The organism is Rhizobium sp. YTUHZ045, assembly GCF_051124255.1.
Lineage (GTDB): Bacteria > Pseudomonadota > Alphaproteobacteria > Rhizobiales > Rhizobiaceae > Rhizobium.
In genome coordinates this window covers 733850-751044 of sequence record NZ_CP101432.1, presented here as the reverse complement: position 1 = coordinate 751044, position 17195 = coordinate 733850, and the positions used below count along the sequence as shown (strand labels likewise).

Annotated in this window: 15 protein-coding genes and 1 pseudogene; 9 read left to right on the top strand and 7 right to left on the bottom strand. The window is 58.8% G+C overall.

Going from position 1 to position 17195, the window contains the following annotated elements; all coding sequences use genetic code 11:
- The first annotated feature begins 135 nt into the window (after positions 1-135).
- The 7 genes from NMA58_RS03650 to NMA58_RS03620 all read left to right on the top strand — a co-directional run bounded on the left by NMA58_RS03650 (position 136) and on the right by NMA58_RS03620 (position 4047).
- A complete protein-coding gene (locus NMA58_RS03650; protein ID WP_097601500.1) occupies positions 136-465 on the top strand; it encodes an ArsR/SmtB family transcription factor in 330 nt (109 codons plus the stop codon).
- Entirely contained in the window at positions 462-926 is a 465-nt protein-coding gene (locus NMA58_RS03645; RefSeq protein ID WP_434712381.1) for an SRPBCC family protein, read from the top strand. The genes NMA58_RS03650 and NMA58_RS03645 overlap by 4 nt, the downstream gene beginning before the upstream one ends.
- A gap of 40 nt (positions 927-966) precedes the next feature.
- Positions 967-1383, top strand: coding sequence for a GFA family protein (locus NMA58_RS03640; protein ID WP_097601498.1), 417 nt, complete (start codon positions 967-969; stop codon positions 1381-1383).
- A gap of 188 nt (positions 1384-1571) precedes the next feature.
- Positions 1572-1928 (top strand): ArsR/SmtB family transcription factor, encoded by a 357-nt coding sequence (locus NMA58_RS03635; protein WP_097601497.1) that lies wholly within the window; start codon positions 1572-1574, stop codon positions 1926-1928.
- Positions 1897-2379, top strand: coding sequence for an SRPBCC family protein (locus tag NMA58_RS03630; protein ID WP_434712380.1), 483 nt, complete (start codon positions 1897-1899; stop codon positions 2377-2379). The genes NMA58_RS03635 and NMA58_RS03630 overlap by 32 nt, the downstream gene beginning before the upstream one ends.
- Positions 2372-2992, top strand: a complete 621-nt coding sequence (locus NMA58_RS03625) for a glutathione S-transferase family protein (protein ID WP_434712378.1) — start codon at positions 2372-2374, stop codon at positions 2990-2992. Before NMA58_RS03630 ends, NMA58_RS03625 begins: the two co-directional genes overlap by 8 nt.
- Before the next feature lie 197 nt (positions 2993-3189).
- Positions 3190-4047, top strand: coding sequence for an alpha/beta hydrolase (locus tag NMA58_RS03620; protein WP_434712377.1), 858 nt, complete (start codon positions 3190-3192; stop codon positions 4045-4047).
- Positions 4048-4151: 104 nt separating this feature from the next.
- Here the strand turns inward: NMA58_RS03620 and NMA58_RS03615 are convergent, their stop codons facing one another.
- The gene (locus tag NMA58_RS03615) at positions 4152-4502 is read right to left on the bottom strand and encodes an AraC family ligand binding domain-containing protein (RefSeq protein WP_434712376.1); all 351 of its coding nucleotides are present in this window, start codon (positions 4500-4502) and stop codon (positions 4152-4154) included.
- Between the two features lie 345 nt (positions 4503-4847).
- Here NMA58_RS03615 and NMA58_RS03610 point away from each other — a divergent pair, with 345 nt between their 5' ends.
- The gene (locus NMA58_RS03610) at positions 4848-10178 is read left to right on the top strand and encodes a DUF4082 domain-containing protein (RefSeq protein WP_434712374.1); all 5331 of its coding nucleotides are present in this window, start codon (positions 4848-4850) and stop codon (positions 10176-10178) included.
- A gap of 197 nt (positions 10179-10375) precedes the next feature.
- Here NMA58_RS03610 and NMA58_RS03605 read toward each other — a convergent pair.
- Positions 10376-10489, bottom strand: a pseudogene (locus NMA58_RS03605) (aminoglycoside phosphotransferase); the annotation flags it as partial.
- 970 nt (positions 10490-11459) lie between these two features.
- On the opposite strand from NMA58_RS03605, the gene NMA58_RS03600 reads away from it, so the two are divergent.
- The gene (locus NMA58_RS03600) at positions 11460-12446 is read left to right on the top strand and encodes an acyltransferase family protein (RefSeq protein ID WP_430958655.1); all 987 of its coding nucleotides are present in this window, start codon (positions 11460-11462) and stop codon (positions 12444-12446) included.
- 1248 nt (positions 12447-13694) lie between these two features.
- On the opposite strand, the gene NMA58_RS03595 is transcribed toward NMA58_RS03600, so the two are convergent.
- The 5 genes from NMA58_RS03595 to NMA58_RS03575 all read right to left on the bottom strand — a co-directional run bounded on the left by NMA58_RS03595 (position 13695) and on the right by NMA58_RS03575 (position 17040).
- Positions 13695-14378, bottom strand: coding sequence for a phosphatase PAP2 family protein (locus NMA58_RS03595; protein ID WP_434712372.1), 684 nt, complete (start codon positions 14376-14378; stop codon positions 13695-13697).
- Between the two features lie 167 nt (positions 14379-14545).
- Positions 14546-15316, bottom strand: a complete 771-nt coding sequence (locus tag NMA58_RS03590; protein ID WP_434713495.1) for an SOS response-associated peptidase — start codon at positions 15314-15316, stop codon at positions 14546-14548.
- A gap of 322 nt (positions 15317-15638) precedes the next feature.
- Positions 15639-15959: a hypothetical protein gene (locus NMA58_RS03585; RefSeq protein ID WP_434712371.1), complete on the bottom strand. Its 321-nt coding sequence runs from the start codon at positions 15957-15959 to the stop codon at positions 15639-15641.
- A gap of 2 nt (positions 15960-15961) precedes the next feature.
- Positions 15962-16162 (bottom strand): hypothetical protein, encoded by a 201-nt coding sequence (locus NMA58_RS03580; RefSeq protein WP_085779998.1) that lies wholly within the window; start codon positions 16160-16162, stop codon positions 15962-15964.
- Positions 16163-16305: 143 nt separating this feature from the next.
- Positions 16306-17040, bottom strand: a complete 735-nt coding sequence (locus NMA58_RS03575) for an SOS response-associated peptidase (protein ID WP_434712370.1) — start codon at positions 17038-17040, stop codon at positions 16306-16308.
- Positions 17041-17195 lie beyond the last annotated feature (155 nt).

The following is a 17195-nucleotide window of genomic DNA, read 5'->3' as shown; positions in this document are numbered from 1 at the left end:
GTGCACCGGGCCGCGGTGGCGAGCCCAGACGCAAGGTGCCGTCATAGGGCTGATCAAGCATCCCTTTTCAGTTCATCCCGAAGACAGATACCAATTAGTATTGACTCATCAATTAGTCACGGCTATTGTGTTTGCATGATCGAGACCACCCCAATTACCACTGTCATGCGCGCGCTTGCCGATCCTACCCGGCGGGCGGTGTTCGAGCAGATCGTCCTCTCCAAGGAGATCACCGTCGTCGAACTGACACGGGCGAGCACCGTCACGCAGGGCGCCGTCTCGCAGCACCTCAAGGCGCTGAAGCAGGCGGGCCTCGTCGCCGAGCGCCCCGAGGGCCGCAATGTCTATTACCGCGCCGAGCCCGAAGGCCTTGCGCCGCTTGTCGACTGGATGAGCCATTACGGCACCTTCTGGCGCGAACGTTTTGCCGATCTCAGAACCTTGCTGAAGGAAATCGATCCATGACCGACACCGCATTGAAGCCCGACACGCAGGAGATCGTCGTCGACGAAGTGTTCCCGCACGCGCCGGAAACAATCTGGAAAACGCTGACGTCAGCCGAGTTGATGGGCCGCTGGCTGATGATGCCGGCGGGCTTCGAGCCGGTCGAAGGCAAGCGCTTCACCTACCAGACGACGCCGGCCGGCGCCTGGGACGGCACCATTCACTGTGAGGTGCTGGAGGTGAAGCCGAATGAGCGTCTCTCCTATGCCTGGAAAGGCGGACATGCCGAGAATGCCGGCTACGGCTCGCCGCTCGATACCGTCGTCACCTTCCTTCTCTCCAGGACGGAAAACGGCACACGGCTGCGCCTCGTTCATTCCGGCTTCCTGCTTCCGAGGAATGAAACCGCCTTCCAGAAGATGGGCGAAGGCTGGAAGAAGGTCGTGAAGAATATCGGCACCCTCGCCGGCAGCGAGGACTGATCCGCACGAGCCACATCACAAATTTGTTCAGGAGAAAGCAATGAGCAAGCCTTATACCGGCGGCTGCGCCTGCGGCGCCATCCATTACGAGATCTCGGCCGAGCCGATTGCGATGAACGACTGCCAGTGCCGCGATTGCCAGCGGACGAGCGGCACCGGCCACGGATCCTATCTGACCTTCCCGAGCCGGCAGGCGGTGAAGCTTGAAGGAGTGGCCAGCCACTGGCAGATGGTCGCCGACAACGGCAATGTCAAAACCCGCGGCTTCTGCCCGGCCTGCGGCGCGCCTGTTTACCTGACCTTCTCCTACATGCCCGATTTCTTCACCATCCACGCAGCCAGCCTCGACGAGCCCGAGCGATATCAGCCGCAAATGGCAACCTACACCGTGCGCGGACTCGCCTGGGATCGGGTCGATCCTGACGTGGCGAAATTCGAAAAGATGCCGCCGATGTGATGCTCGGGAAGCGCCCGCAAAATGGTCTCTCGGGTGCTCGGTCGCGAGCGGGGAAGATTCCGCTCACGACATCGTTGCTTGCCCACCGGGGGTCGAGTTTCTTCCTGCCATTGCGGAGTCCATAAATTATCTTTGACATTTCTACGCATAGAATATAACCATTTGGCTATATAGCTGATTGGTGATTTATGGACGACAGGCTTGATGCGATTTTTTCCGCCCTCTCCGACCCCACACGCAGAGCAATTCTCGCGCGGCTTGCCAACGGCAAGGCGACCGTAGCCGAACTCGCGGACCCCTTCGAGCTGTCTCAACCCGCCATCTCAAAGCATCTCAAAGTCCTGGAACAGGCCGGGTTGATCCGCTCCGGCCGGGAAGCGAATTCGCGTCCCCGCATCCTCGAGCCGGCAGCCTTGAAGACAATTGCGGATTGGATCGCCGATTACAGGCGCTTCTGGGATGAAAGCTTCGATCGTCTCGATGACTACCTCTCCAAGGTACAAGGAAACGAAAATGACCAATCCCGAGACCGAAACAGACAATAGCCGTGACTTGGTTCTCGTGCGAAGGTTCGATGCCCCCTGCGATCTCGTTTTCAAGGCATGGACCGACCCGAAAGCCCTGGTGCAATGGTGTGGCCCTCACGGCTTCACGGCGGTCGGCGACAGGCTGGAAGCCTGGCCAGGCGGCAGACACCGCGCCTGTCTGATTGCACCGGATGGAGAAGAGCATTGGGTCGGCGGAAGATATCTGGAGGTCGAGCCGCCGCACAGGCTTGTCTTCACCCATGCCTGGGAGACCGCAACCGGCGAAACCCGCCCCGAAACGATCGTCACGATCACCTTCAGGGAAAGCGACGGAGGCACGGAAATGACTTTTCGGCAGAGCGGATTTGCCAGCGCATCCTCGCTTGAGGGTCATGAATCCGGTTGGTCTCAAAGTTTCGAACGATTGAACTCTTTTCTGGGAACCGCCGAAGGGCAAAATCATGGGTAAGGCGACAATGAAGCTTTACTATTGCGAGACGCTCAATCCGCGAAAGGCATGCGCCGCCGCGCGTTTTCTTCAAGCCGACGTGGAGTTCGTCAGGGTTGACCTGGCCAGCGGAGAGCAGCGAACCGCGGAATTCCTGGCGCTAAACCCGAACGGGAAAGTCCCGGTGCTGCAGGAGGAGGCCGGAACCTTATGGGAAGCGAACGCCATCATGTGCAGGCTGTCCGACACAGTCGCGTCGGATTTCTGGCCGCATGACCATCGGCAGATCGACGTGCTGCGCTGGTTGAGCTGGGATGCCAGCCATTTCACGCGGCATGGAGCAACGCTGTGGTTTGAAAGTTTGATCAAGCCGTTGTTCGGCGGGAAGCCTGACGTCGCCGTGATCGAAGACGCGAAGACGAGTTTTCGGCTCCATGCCCGGGTGCTCGACGATCATTTGGCCGAGAACAGCGTCGCCGTCGGGAAGACACTGACCGTTGCCGATTTCGCACTGGCAGTTGCACTTCCTTATGCAACCGCTGCCGACATACCACTCGCCGAATTCCGGCATATCCAAAAGTGGTACGCACGGCTTGAAGAACTGGATGCTTGGCAAAACCCTTTTCCAGCCTGAGAGGCACGCGCCAAGGGCTATTGCGGTTTGATAGGTGTTATCGCCGAAGCCCCGCTGAGGACATCGTCGTCTTCGACCTCTTCTCCGCAGCAACGATTCGTGCCTATATTGCCGCTATGCCGAGCACACCACGCCATAACGGGGCGCGTTGCTGCAAAGCGTCCTGGGCATTGCCAAACCGGCGGGTACATTCTGTCGTGAGCACCACAAAGTACTTGCTGATCTTGCCGCTGATGGCGGTCATCGCCTACATGGCGATCGTGGCTCTGGTTTATTTTTCGCAGGCAAGACTGCTTTATCCCGGAGCCGGCGCCACACCTGCTCCGGACCACCCGAGTTGGGGCGAGTCGGTCCACGTCAAGACGCCCGACGGCGAGATGCTTCAAGGATTGTACAGCCAGAGCGACAGCGACAAGCCTTGCGTGCTCCTGTTTTTCGGAAACGGTGACCGCGTCGACAATTACGCGTTTCTCGCTCAGGCGCTGGCCGCGCACGGGATCGGCTTGCTGGCGATTTCCTATCGCGGCTATCCCGGATCGACCGGCTCACCTAGCGAACAGGGGCTGCTGACCGACGGCATCGCCGCATTCGACTGGCTTTCGGCACACGCCGGAAGCGAGATCGTCGTGCTCGGCCGGTCACTTGGCACCGGCGTCGCCGTGAACACCGCCGCGAAGAGGCCGGCCGCCGGGGTCATTCTTGTATCGCCGTACCTGTCGGTTCTGTCGGTTGCGCAGGCGCGCTATCCGTTCCTCCCGGCTGAAATTCTTCTCAAGGATCCGTTTCGCTCGGACCTCAACATAGGCAAGGTCAGACAACCGAAGTTGTTCCTCCACGGCAGGCTTGATGACAGCATCCCACTGTCTTCAGGGCAGGCGCTGTACGAGATCGCACCCGAACCCAAGCGAATGGTGATCTATGACAGTGCGGGTCACAACGACATCTTCAGCGATAGCCTGATCGGCGACGTGGTCCGTTTCGTGGAAGCGCTGAAAGGAAGCGGTCCCAGATCCCGTCAGGAACAGGAGCCGGTTCCCGGCGTGATCGAGCGATAGATGGCTTGACTGTGTGATCAGCAGACAGTTAGCGCTTTTGGCGTCACGCACCGCCACCACATAATCGTTTCGCTTTTTCAGATTGAGGGCCACGCATGCGCGGCCTACGCATGCGCCGGCCGCCAATGCGGATAGGTGACATAGGCGGTGAGCGCGCCCTCCTCATGCGAGCGGATCGTCACGGTCTCGCCCTTCGGCATGTAGACGATCTCGCCCGGCCCGGCGCTGACCGTCCCCGCCTCTGTCGAAACCGAAAGCCGTCCTTCCAGGACGATCATGACATCGTCGACCGCAATCGTTTCGGTCAGGCTCTGGCCCGGCGCGTAACGTCCGTAACCGATGGTGATCGGCCCGCCATGCCGCTCATCGACGAGATTGCCGACGCGGATATCTGCCTCCTGCCCGGGGGAACGCTCCAGCGAAGCGTCAGCAATCGTGAATTTCTGTATCTTCATCGTCCACCTCCATGCCGCCGGCTTAGGTAACGCGGAAATCTCCTGCGCCAAGTCCGCAGCTTGGCGCGAGCCACGAAAGCCCCGACTTCATCGGCACATAGAGTGGCAAAGGCCGCGTCGTCCGCACCCATTAGCCAGCCTGCAGCTGAGCTCCAGTGCACCAAGGGCGTGTGAGGAGTGACAGAGTTCTACCAACAAAGAGCTAATTGGAAAGTCCAAAGGATCGGAGCATAGTCCGCGCAGTGGAGTTCAGCGCGCGTGGGGAAAAGCGGGACACTGGACTCCCGCAGCCACGCCTCGACGACTTAGCAGACAACATCGACAGGTTGATGCGGAGGTAGCGTGATGGCGCAGGGCGTTGTTTCTCTCAGCGGGACTCTGACTCAGAATCAGACCTTGGCGGCAAACGTCACCGATGTTGACGGGTTGCCGTCAGGGACGGTCATTACCTATCAGTGGCAGCAGAGCAGCGATAACGGTGTCACATGGAGCAACATAACGGGCGCAGCCACAGCCGCCCTGACCTTGCAGCAGGCTCAAGTCGGAAAGCGGGTGCGGGCAACCGCTGCTTACACCGATGCTTTGGGTAACCAGGAACTGGTTGCCAGCACCACCAATACCGCCGTCGCCAACGTGAGCGACATAGGCGTAGTCGCGATCACCGGTACACCTGTACAAGGCCAAGCCCTGACCGCCGCGGTCTTGGATCTGGATGGGCTCGCCAATGTATCGATCAGCTATCGCTGGCAGCAACTGATCGGAAACACCTGGAGCAACATCGCAAACGCCACCGGCTCGACGTGGACGCTTCAGGCAGCGCAGGTCGGCAGGCAGGTCCGCGTCCAGGTAACCTATACCGATCAGTCGGGAGGAACCGAAAACAATCGAACCAGCCTGGCCACATCCCCGATCGTCGCGAGCAATCCTGCCGGCAACGACATTGGCGTCGTCTCCATCATCGGGGCCGCAAATCAAAATCGCACGATCGCGGCGGGTGTTACCGATGTCGACGGGCTCCCGGCCGGGACCATCGTCGCTTACCAATGGCAGCAAAGCGGCGATGGCGGCGGCACGTGGGGCAACATTGCCGGCGCCACTGCGAAAACCCTCAGCCTGCAGCAAGCACTGGTTGGGAAGCAGGTTCGAGCGACCGCCACCTATACCGATGCCCTTGGCAACAACGAGGCGGTCGCAAGCGGTCCGACGACGGCAGTCGCCAACGTGAACGACGCAGGCGTGGCGACGATCACCGGTACGCCCGTTCAGGGCCAGGCCCTGACCGCGGCCGTTACCGACCTCGATGGGCTCGCCAACGTGTCGATCACCTATCGCTGGCAGCAGCTGATCGGGACGACCTGGACCGACATCGCCGGAGCCACCGGTCCGAGCTGGACACTCCAGGCAGCGCAGGTGGGCAGGCAAGTCCGTGTGAGGACCACTTACACCGATCAGCTGGGTGGTGTCGAAACCAACCGGGCGAGCGCGCCGACCGCAGCGATTGTCAGTGCCAACAACCGTCCGGGTGTGCTTGGCATCAGCGGGACCGCGACGCAAGGTCAGGTGCTGACGGCCGCTGTCACCGACGCGGACGGTGTGCCGGGATCGGTGAGCTATCAGTGGCAGCAGAGCAGCAACGGCACCACGTGGAGCAATATTGGCGGAGCGACTGCCAACACGCTGACCCTGCAGCAGGCCCAGGTCGGCAATTTCGTGCGGGCAACAGCCAGTTACATCGACAACCTCGGCAACAGCGAGAATGTCACCAGCCCGGCGACGTCCTCGGCAGTCGCCAATGTCAACGATCCCGGCGTGATCTCGATCACTGGCATAGCGAGCCAGGGCCAGACCCTGACCGCCAGCCTCAGTGACATCGATGGCCTGCCGGCAAGCGTCACCTATCTGTGGCAGAGCAGCGACAACGGCAGTACGTGGAGTGACGTCGCCGGCGGGCAAAGCCTGACCCTCGGCAGCAGTCTCGTCGGCAAGCGCGTGCGGGTGAATGCCACCTATACCGACCTGCGTGGCACTGGCGAGACCGTCGTGAGCGCGGCGACTGCGCCGATTACCTCAGTAAGTTCCAGCCCCGTCAGCCTCTTCACCACCCAGACACCGGCCCAACCCAACTTCACCGACGGGCCGGGAGTGGACTGGGAAGTCGGGATGCGCTTCGTCAGCAGCAATACCGGTTCGATCCAGGCGGTCCGCTATTACAAGTCTCCCAGCGAGACCGGCACGCATGTCGGCCGCATCTGGTCGGCTACCGGGCAGCAGCTGGCAAGCGTCACCTTCACCAATGAGACCGCCTCAGGCTGGCAGCAGCAGACCTTGGCAAGCCCGCTGGTCATCAATGCCGGCACCACCTATGTCGTCTCGGTCAATGCCAACAGCTACTATTCGCTGACCTCGAACGGCTTCGCCAACCCGATCAGCAATGGCGGATTGACCGCCCCGGTCGGCGCCGGTGTCTACAACGAAACCATTGGCACGTTTCCAGCCCTGGTCTACCAGAACGAAAACTACTTCCGCGATGTCGTGTTTTCTGCCGCGGCGGCCAATCCCGACAACCACCCGGGTGTGCTTGGCATCAGCGGGACGGCGACGCAGGGTCAGGTGTTGACGGCCACTGTCACCGACGCGGACGGTGTGCCGGGATCGGTGAGCTATCAATGGCAGCAGAGCAGCAACGGCACCACCTGGAGCAATATCGGCGGAGCGACTGCCAATACGCTGACCCTGCAGCAGGCCCAGGTCGGCAATTTCGTGCGGGCAACAGCCAGTTACATCGACAACCTCGGCAACAGCGAAAATGTCACCAGCCCGGCGACGCCCTCGGCAGTCGCCAATGTCAACGATCCCGGCGTGATCTCGATCACTGGCACAGCGAGCCAGGGCCAGACCCTGACCGCCAGCCTCAGTGACATCGATGGCCTGCCGGCAAGCGTCACCTATCTGTGGCAGAGCAGCGACAACGGCACTACGTGGAGTGACGTCGCGGCCGGGCAAAGCCTGACCCTCGGCAGCAGTCTCGTCGGCAAGCGCGTGCGGGTGAATGCCACCTATACCGACCTGCGTGGCACTGGCGAGACCGTCGTGAGCGCGGCGACTGCGCCGATTACCTCAGTAAGTTCCAGCCCCGTCAGCCTCTTCACCACCCAGACACCGGCCCAACCCAACTTCACCGACGGGCCGGGAGTGGACTGGGAAGTCGGGATGCGCTTCGTCAGCAGCAATACCGGTTCGATCCAGGCGGTCCGCTATTACAAGTCTCCCAGCGAGACCGGCACGCATGTCGGCCGCATCTGGTCGGCTACCGGGCAGCAGCTGGCAAGCGTCACCTTCACCAATGAGACCGCCTCAGGCTGGCAGCAGCAGACCTTGGCAAGCCCGCTGGTCATCAATGCCGGCACCACCTATGTCGTCTCGGTCAATGCCAACAGCTACTATTCGCTGACCTCGAACGGCTTCGCCAATCCGATCAGCAATGGCGGATTGACCGCCCCGGTCGGCGCCGGTGTCTACAACGAAACCATCGGCATGTTTCCAGCCCTCGTCTACCAGAACGAAAACTACTTCCGCGACGTCGTCTTCTCTGCTGGATCAAGCGTTGCCTTGCGGGACAACGCCACCATCTACGTCAGTGAAACAGCGGGCGCTGCAACAATCACCGTCGTTCGCACAGGCAGTACGAGCGGACAGCTGACACTGGAGTACACGACCAACGAGATCGGCGGAGCCGGAGCGGCACAGGCTGGAGCGGACTATACGTTGCCGACCTTCAATGGCCGAGCCAATACGGGCCAAGTTGTTTTCGAGGACGGCGAGAGCAGCAAGACGTTTGCCATCCCAATCGTCAATGATCCTGATGCCGAAGGAACCGAGACATTTTCTGTCGGCATCCAGAATCCCGGGCCTGGTGGCTCCCTGGCAGCGCCGCGGACTGTCCTGGTCTCCATCGTCGACAACGATTCCGCACCAACCATCTCCCTGAACAATCCGGTCATCACCTTGTCGGAGGCGGCCGCCGCCGCCACCATCACGGTTCAGCGCAGCGGAAACATCGATGCCACGGCCACCGTCGCATATGCAACGAGCAATGGCAGCGCGATCGCGGGCTCCGATTATACGACAACAACGGGCGTGCTCACCTTTGCCGCAGGGCAAGCGATCCAGACCATTTCTGTTCCGCTGCTCAACAACACGACGGCCGAGAGCAACGAAAGCTTCACTTTAACCTTGAGCAACCCGACAGGTGCTGTCCTGGGGAGCCAAACGACTGCGACCGTCAACATCCTGGACGACGACAGCAACCTCGGCAATCTGGTCCGACAGACCGTCGTGTCCGGCTTGACCGAGCCAACGGCCCTCGATTGGACCCCCGATGGCCGCTATATGATTGTCGCGCAGCAGAATGGCATTGTGCGGGTGGTGGACAACGGCACGCTCAGATCGACGCCGCTTGTCGATTTGTCCAGCCAGGTCAACTATACGCCCGGAGACCGGGGGATGCTGGGGCTGGCAATTCATCCGAACTTCGCGGCAAATCCATACGTCTATCTGCTCTACACCTACGATCCGCCGGAAACCGCGAATGGAACCGGCCTGGCGGGACCGGATACCAAAGGGAACCGTCCTTCGCGCCTCATTCGGCTTACGGTCAACCCCAACACGATGATTGCCGATCCGGCCAGCATGGTCGTGCTGGCCGGTACCAACAGCACCTGGGCATACACCAGCCGTCCGGATCTCGACAGTACCGGTGCTGTGAACATCCCGCCGTCCGGCATCGTCAACGGCACCACCATTACCGCCCCTGCAAGCCAGATCGAGGTGGGAACGCAGGACAACGATCCAGATCGCGCCGGAATCCAGAACCAGAATATTCGGGACTATCTGGCGACGGACAGCGACTCCCATTCCAATGGAGCACTCCATTTCGGGCCCGACGGCATGCTGTACTTCAGCAACGGAGACGGCACCTCATACAATTTCATGGACCCTCGCACGGTTCGCGCTCAAGACGTTCACAATCTGTCCGGCAAAGTCCTGAGGATAGATCCGATGACCGGCGCGGGTGTTCCTGGGAACCCCTTCTATGACCCCGCAGATCCGAACAGCAATCAGTCCAAGGTATTCTATTCGGGCGTGCGCAACGCCTATCGCTTCACCTTCGATCCAGTGACCAACCTGCCCGTGCTCGGAGATGTCGGCTGGACCACTTGGGAGGAAATAAATACCGGCCCTGCAGGATCGAATTTCGGTTGGCCGTATCTGGAAGGTCCTGGCCGAACAGGCGGCTACCAGGATCTCCCTCAAGCGATCAGCTTCTACAACAATGGGAACCGAAACAGCCCTTCTGATCAGGCTGCTGTTTTTCCGCTGCTATCGAGAAGCCACGGTTCGCCCGACAACGCCACTGCGATCACCGTCGGGGACTTCTACAACGACAACACCCTGATGTTTGCGGATCTTGTCAATGGAAATGTCTACACCGCAACGATGAACGCAAGCCGGCAGATCTCGAACGTACAGGTCTTCGATACGGGCGTCCCCTATCTGGTAGACATTCAGAAGGGACCGGACGGCTGGCTTTACGGCGCTGATTTGGGCACCGGCACTATCCGTCGCTGGGCAGACCCCAATGCGCCGACCGGCGCGACCCTGTTGACACCGACTTGAGCCGCAGCATTCAGGATGGGATTGGTGGCGCGGCTCAATCGGTCGTCGTGAACAAGGCTGCCAGCGTGACCGGTGTTTCACACCCCACCTTGAACGATTCATTTGATAAGCAGATGTTTACCGTCGCGACGCATGGATAGGTGTTCATGTCAATTTGATTGCAAACTGCTATATAGCTTCCCACTCTCATCGGCACGGACGGCGATCTGCCCCTGGACCCGAACGCTCCACACGTCGTTGGCAACTCCACCCGCCAGCCGTTCGACGCGAACCGCGTCTTCACCCCAATGCCTGAGTGCGTCCCATCCCATCGGCAATATCCCTAGCGGACCGTTTTTGAAATCAGTGGGAGAAGTAAGGAAGGTTTGCGCCGCCGCAATGGCTGTTCGTCCTCTTCAATACGGCGGATTTCGGATGGTCCCGAAGTTGAATGTCTCAACCATGGTGCTGATAGGTCAGGGAAGTAGGGGTGGCAACGGGTTTGTCTTTCACGACATACTCGTTTTGCTCCTCGTCACCTTTCCTTGAATTAGTTCTGATGACCGCAATTGGCGGACGGCGGGCCTGAACGGCCTTTGGATCACTAATGATAATAGGGGCATATATGGGCAAGGTTATCGACTTCGATCCGCGAAAGCGTCGGAAGTAGAAGGCGAGAGGCAAACCGCCGCACGGACCGCAGAGGCGCTATGCCCGCAAAGGTCCAAACAACAGTCACTGGGAGAGCTTGCACGAACAATCTGTCGTTCGATACCAGTGAAACACAAACAGCGACCCGCAGCGGGAAACAAAATGCGCCCAGCTTTTAGAATATTGCAGCAGCAATTGGATCTGTCGTTCTCATCAGCGTTGGCGTGGTCGTGAAGGGGCTGCTTGATGCCAATGACCACATTGACCGCTTTCGGTTATGCAATTGAACCCGGAAATGGCACGGAGTGTGGTTGCTGCGACTCGTTCGCGCCACTCTAGTGCTTTTCCCCAGAGGAGTCGGACGACCCGGTTGGTCAGAAGCGACAGGACGTGATGGTCACTCGCTCGATGAGCGCGGCCGCGCCTTCATAGTCGTAGGCGTCCGCTATCCCAGAAACTATGAGATCAGAAAACGCGGCGGTTACGTTGCTTTCTTGCGCTTCGCAGGGAATATTCCTTTAAATGCTCTATCAATACGCAAGAAATTAGAATGTTAAACATCGTGAACGTTGTAAGTGGGAAGTCACCCTATCGGTCTGAATTCTGTTTCTTATGATCTAAATGCCCACGTACATGTCCAAAGTTCGGCGCATGCGCGCTCTTGACGGCTTGCGCGGCCTGGCAGCGCTCGGTGTCGTGGCCTATCACTATCTCGACACACCCGCTTACTATGGTCTCCTCGGCGTCGAGCTGTTCTTTGTCATCAGCGGCTTCGTAATCCTGATGACGCTGGAGCGCGTTCGCTCGCTTTCTCAATTTGCCATGGGCCGTGCCTGCCGCCTGTATCCCGCTTACTGGCTTTCCGTCGCGGCAGCCGGCCTATTCTTGTGGGCAACCAACCAGACTCCCGGGCAAACCGTCCTCATCAATGCCACGATGCTACAGGCTTTCCTCTACGCGCCCAATCTCATCAGCCCATATTGGACCCTGGCGTACGAACTCGTGTTCTACGCTGCGATGGCCATCGTGTTTGCGGCCAAACGCCTTCGGAATATCGACGTTGTTGCGGTTGCTTGGCTGGCCCTCATGATCCTGGTCAGAAGCCTCATGCTCCTGACTGGACATGGCTTTCGCCTCTACAACGACTGGATGGTGCAGTCGCTGCTCATGCCGCAGTTCGGCCACCTGTTCATCGCCGGCATGATGCTCTACCGGATCAATACCGGCCGGGCGACGATGTTGACCCGGGTGGCGCTCGTCCTTTCCGTTCTTTACTCGCTCTTCGGCCGTCCGGATTGGGCGCATATCGGTCCGCTCCTCTATTTCTCAGTCAATGCGGCGTTCGTCGTCGCCGTGTGGGCCGCCTCGACGGGCCGGGCACGAGCTTTGGCCACACCATTGCTGGCGGAGCTGGGGGTCTGCTCCTATTCGCTCTACCTGTTGCACTTGCCCGTGAAGCTGATTTTGAGCCATCTTTTCGGTCAACTGAGCGAGCAGCCGTGGTTCCCCTTCATTGTCCTTTTCCCAGCCGCCGTCGGGGCCGCGCTTCTTTCACGGAGATACGTCGAACAACCTGCTCAGCTGTGGGCCAGGAAGCGGCTCGAGCCTGCCCCTGCGACGGCCGAAAAAACTGTTTGAATCGCGCAAGCTGCGGAGACGGTGCGGTTTTTCAGCTCAAGCAAGAGAAGACGAGACGGGCGTCACCAATGTCGTCGTCTGGCCCAGGCTATTCGAGCGTTCACAACGGGTTGCGCTCGTGCCTCGACGGTGGCGGTCAACGGTCGCATCCAGCGGGAGTTTGAAGGCCACATTCGGCCCGAACTGTCGGGCCGTGCGGAGCGTCGCTTGGGAGCGGACCGGAAAATTGCCTCCGCACGACCCAACTCTGAGATGGGTGGATCGCAAGCTGAAAGGCGTGTGCGATCCGAAGTAACTGCCTCTCTGCCGCGATCCGGTGACTTAACATCACTGTGCTGCCTGTGGTTCCCGTACACTACCGGACAAAGAAGCCCTCGCAAGGGGGCAAGTCTTGGCAGGCGGCGCCAGGCATTGTGGACATTGGAACATGAGCCGCCGCCAAACATTATGTGCTTGCAACCTGGCTCATTCCCATTGAAGGAGATTCCACGTGAATAACTTAATCTGGCTCGTCGGCGCCGTCGTCATCGTGCTCGCTATCCTGAGCTTCTTCGGCTTCCGTTGAGAAAGAAGTGCGGCGGCTCAACTGCACCATCCATGAACGCAGGAGCACGCCGCTACGCCGGACGAAGAACCCGACCGGCGCAGCATGTTATATGGGGAGCATTAGCAGGGACTTAAATGTCTGCTGTCGTACCCACTGTGGATCGAGGCTGTCCGGTCGAACTCGCGAACTGGATGCGTCCGCGTTTGATGGCGCCTCACATGGAAACGGCGCCATGAGGCCGCGGGCGTTAGAACCCCTCACCTTGATACGATCCGAGGATGAATTCGATTGAACATCACTCGGCGATTTCTTTCGAATTGTCTTGGAAGTGGGCTCGAACAGTCTCGTCAAGATCGATCAGCTTGTCGATCGCTTCCTCAACAGCGGCGGGGTGATCGGGCATAGTGCGGTTCCCGTACGATGCCGGACAAAAAAAGCCCCGCCGAAACGGGGCAAGTCTTGACAACACGGATCGCACAGGAGGAACACCCGTGCTTTCCTGTTGCCTCAACGAACGAGGGACCGGCTAGGTTCCGTTACAGCGTTGGAGATAGTTAAACTCAGCTTCGGCCTTCTTAATTAGGCCAATCTCCGCTTGCTACGGTTTCGATTTTCGCCAGCCGGCCGCTCAAGTCGTCTGTGATCCGGAACGGCCTGCAGTGGAAGGATGTGCTGTTTATCCGAGCTCGTCGATCTCGCAATCACGAGATGAGGTGTTGAATGGCCCTTCCGACGAGCCGCAGCTCGTCGAACTGCGTCACAAATTCATAGGATATGACAAAGAAACCAGAGAAGAACAGACCTGGAAAGCGTTCCTCAGCCGTTAGCACAGACGGCATCAATAGCTTCTGAAGAGGGCGTGCAACCAGAAGGGCTGTGCACACGCCTACAAAAGCGCCACCCAGGATGTCGGTCGCATAATGATAGCCAGCATAGATGCGCGGCAGGCAAATCACGAACGTCGACCAGATGAAGCAGGCCGCACCAAGCGGTCGGGATGCACGCCACATCGTTGTCGATACCGCGAAGGTCAGCGCGGCATGGTCACTGGGGAAGGAACTCCAATGCTCAAGCGCTTTCGGATCAACGCCCAAAGGCAGCACGAAGTCGGGATTGCCTGAATGCAGCGGCCTGAGACGCTCTGGCAGAAACAGTTGTATAAATCGCGATATGCCAATTCCGAAGAACATGTCGATGATGCATTCGACAACAACCTGCTTCCACTTCTTTCGAAAAAACCATAAAAACCATAATAATATAAATAGAGTCAGAAATTTTACAGTGTTCAAGTCAAGAAAATGAATAATGAACTTATTCGCTATAATCGACTTGGATGAATATTGACCCATCAGCTTCATCACGAAGGTGTCGAGACCGTTCAGCATTTGAGAAGCCAGCCAATTTCTTTGGTTTGGAATGATCTATGATGTATAGTTATGTCATCATCCCATTAAGACCACTCCGCGCAGCCGGCGACACAGCAATAGTGCTCGATAATCAGGTTAGCGCCCGGCGCCGATGATGCCTTTATGCCCTTGTCCACTCACGGTGATTACAGCAAACTCGTTTGCACCGGCTCCCCGTCGTTGCTGATGATGGTGGAGCCATAGGCCTCGCGCGAGATCACCCTGATTGCATCGTTCGGCAGCGGGCGGGCGAGCGCCTTCGCCTCTTCCCAAGGGGCGCGCATCCACACGTCGACTTCTTCTTGCGTCAGCAGCAAGACCGGCATCGCCTTTCCATGGATCGGTTTGACGACATCGTTGGGGTCGGTGGTCAAGAAGCCGTAGAGGTCGTCGGTCGTAAGACCATCCTTGACTTTCCGAACGCTTTGCCATTGCGGAACGTGGATCCCAGCGAAGAACATCAACGGCCTACTGTCGTCACGGGCGAACCACGCGTTCGGCGTGCTTCCACCGTCCTGTTTGCTGGCGGGATCGGGTTCGGCAAAACTGGTCACCGGCACTATGCAACGGCTCTGGACGCCGAACCATTTCTTCCAGTGCGAAACATTGAGGTTGCGGACGTTGGTGACGCCCTTATCCGGCTCCGTCCGGATGAGCATGTCCATGTCGACGGGCTTGCCCTTCTGGCGCAATTTCTCTGCCCGGGCCTCAGCTGCCTGTTTGATCACGAAGAATGGCGAAGGAAGACCCCATCTCGCATGGACAAGCTGCTTGCGGCCATCTGCTGTGTTGCGGACGATCGGGCCCAATTGGTCCGGGTTCATCTGGTAGGCCGGCATCAAGTTGACCAGACTCTCGACGTCTTGAGCCCACTTATTGACCCAATCCTTCGCATCCATCCGGTATAGATTGCACACATCTCCCTCCTTCGGCGTCCAGGCCCCATTGCGGGCCACTTCGTCCGTATCGATAAACTGGCCGTCCCAGCGATCCCTGAATTGCTCTGCAGCTTCGCGGCTGCTGAAGCAAAAGACAAGATAGCTATCCCACTCGATCGACGCCCTACAGCTCTTCGATCTGCTGTCCAGTGCGAGCGCGGAGGTGATGACCGTACCCCGATCGTGAACGGAATAGGGGTGTTCGCCGGAGTGATAGTTGCCCCACCAGAGTATGACATGATGAGGAAGATCAGTTTTTAGGCGCCATCGGGCGCTAGGGTTATCTCGGCGCGACGCCATCCTACAAAACTCCGTCTTCCCAGATTGGTTTTTTGACCGACGTCACTTTGACCAGTCGGCGCACTGGAAGCTTGCCGATTTCAGCCCCCCAGATCTGAACGACCTTCAGGTTCATGTATTCCCTTCGGTCGCAGAGCTGACACCGGAACCGGCCGACCAAGCGATCGAGGCTCACGTCCTTCGTCAGCTTCAACAGATCTCGCGGAAAAAACCGGTAAGTCCTTCGACACAGCTGGCACGTTACCTCGAGCAATTGGTTAGCATCAGCCGCGTCGCGCAGGGTCCACCCGCGCAACTTCTTGGAATAGTTGATTTCCGGCATGGTCAGTCTCGGTCGTATCTCGGCCGCCACCCACGCGTGATCCCTCGGCCCATAGCGCCTTCGGTCAGCACTAGCTGCCAGCGAAGGTGACGGATGTCTGCCAGGAGCGTTCCTATCGCCGCTTGCACATCGCCTTTGTGATAGGCAAGCACCTCGGCAATCTCATCATCAACCATGGCTTCGCCAATCGGCTGCTCGCGCATCCCGTGCTCCATACTTTAGTTTTCAGATTGGCGGCCGCACGCCGATGTTCTCATTATGTTCACGCGGGCGATGGAGTCAATAATCCTCTGTTTCTTTTCGAGGGCGGCTGATGTCGTGGCAGTGTGGAGGGCGGTTCCGCCTCTCAGCGAAGCTGACGAGTCAGAGGACGCTGCGGACCGAGATTAACCGGGCTGATGATCTCGGGGCCGGTATTCTTCAGATTGTCAACGCCCGTGCCGATCGGCCACATGGTCAAAAGGTCGGCCGAGTATGGCTTCATCAGGTCGGATGGATTTGGATCAGGAGATAGCCAGCGCTCATAGTCTTGCCGACGGAGAATGACCGGCATTCGTTCACTGATTGTCGTCATCATCTCATTCGGCGCGCAGGTGACGACGGCGAAGGTGCGGATATCGATGCCGGCTGGGTGGCGCCAGAGCTCCCAAATGCCTGCGAGGGCAAACAGAACGTCCGTCTTCATCGCGATAGCATAGGGTTGCTTGTCTCGGCTGTGGGCGGAGATCAACTTCCACTCAAAGAATCCGTTGACTGGGATCAAGCAGCGCCGAGACCGGTAGGCAGGCCCGGCGAGTCTATGTGCGGCAATCTTTTCGCAGCGAACATCGACCAACGGGCGACGCCGGTCGGTAGGCGTTCTAGATGCCGGCGCCAGTCCCCACTTTGCTATTGCAAAGACCGGGGCAACGATACCGGTTCCCGGCGCTGCTTCTTGGATGATGATCGGATAGACTTGGCCTGGTGAGCCGTTGTATCGAGGGATGCGGTCAACCAAGCCGTCAAGCTCGCCGTATCCGGCGAAAGAGAAACTACGCGCGAGCTCGTGAAGCGATTCTTTGATGTAAACGCGACTACACATTCGGTATTCCATGGGGAGACTACTTATTTAGATATAACCCTCCCTCAGCAGGTCAAGGCAGCAGAAATGTTTTCCTCGCCGCGACTTATGAAGTGTCAATACTCAATATGGGTCAATTGCATTTTAAGATATGGCTGTTCAACTTGCGGTATGAC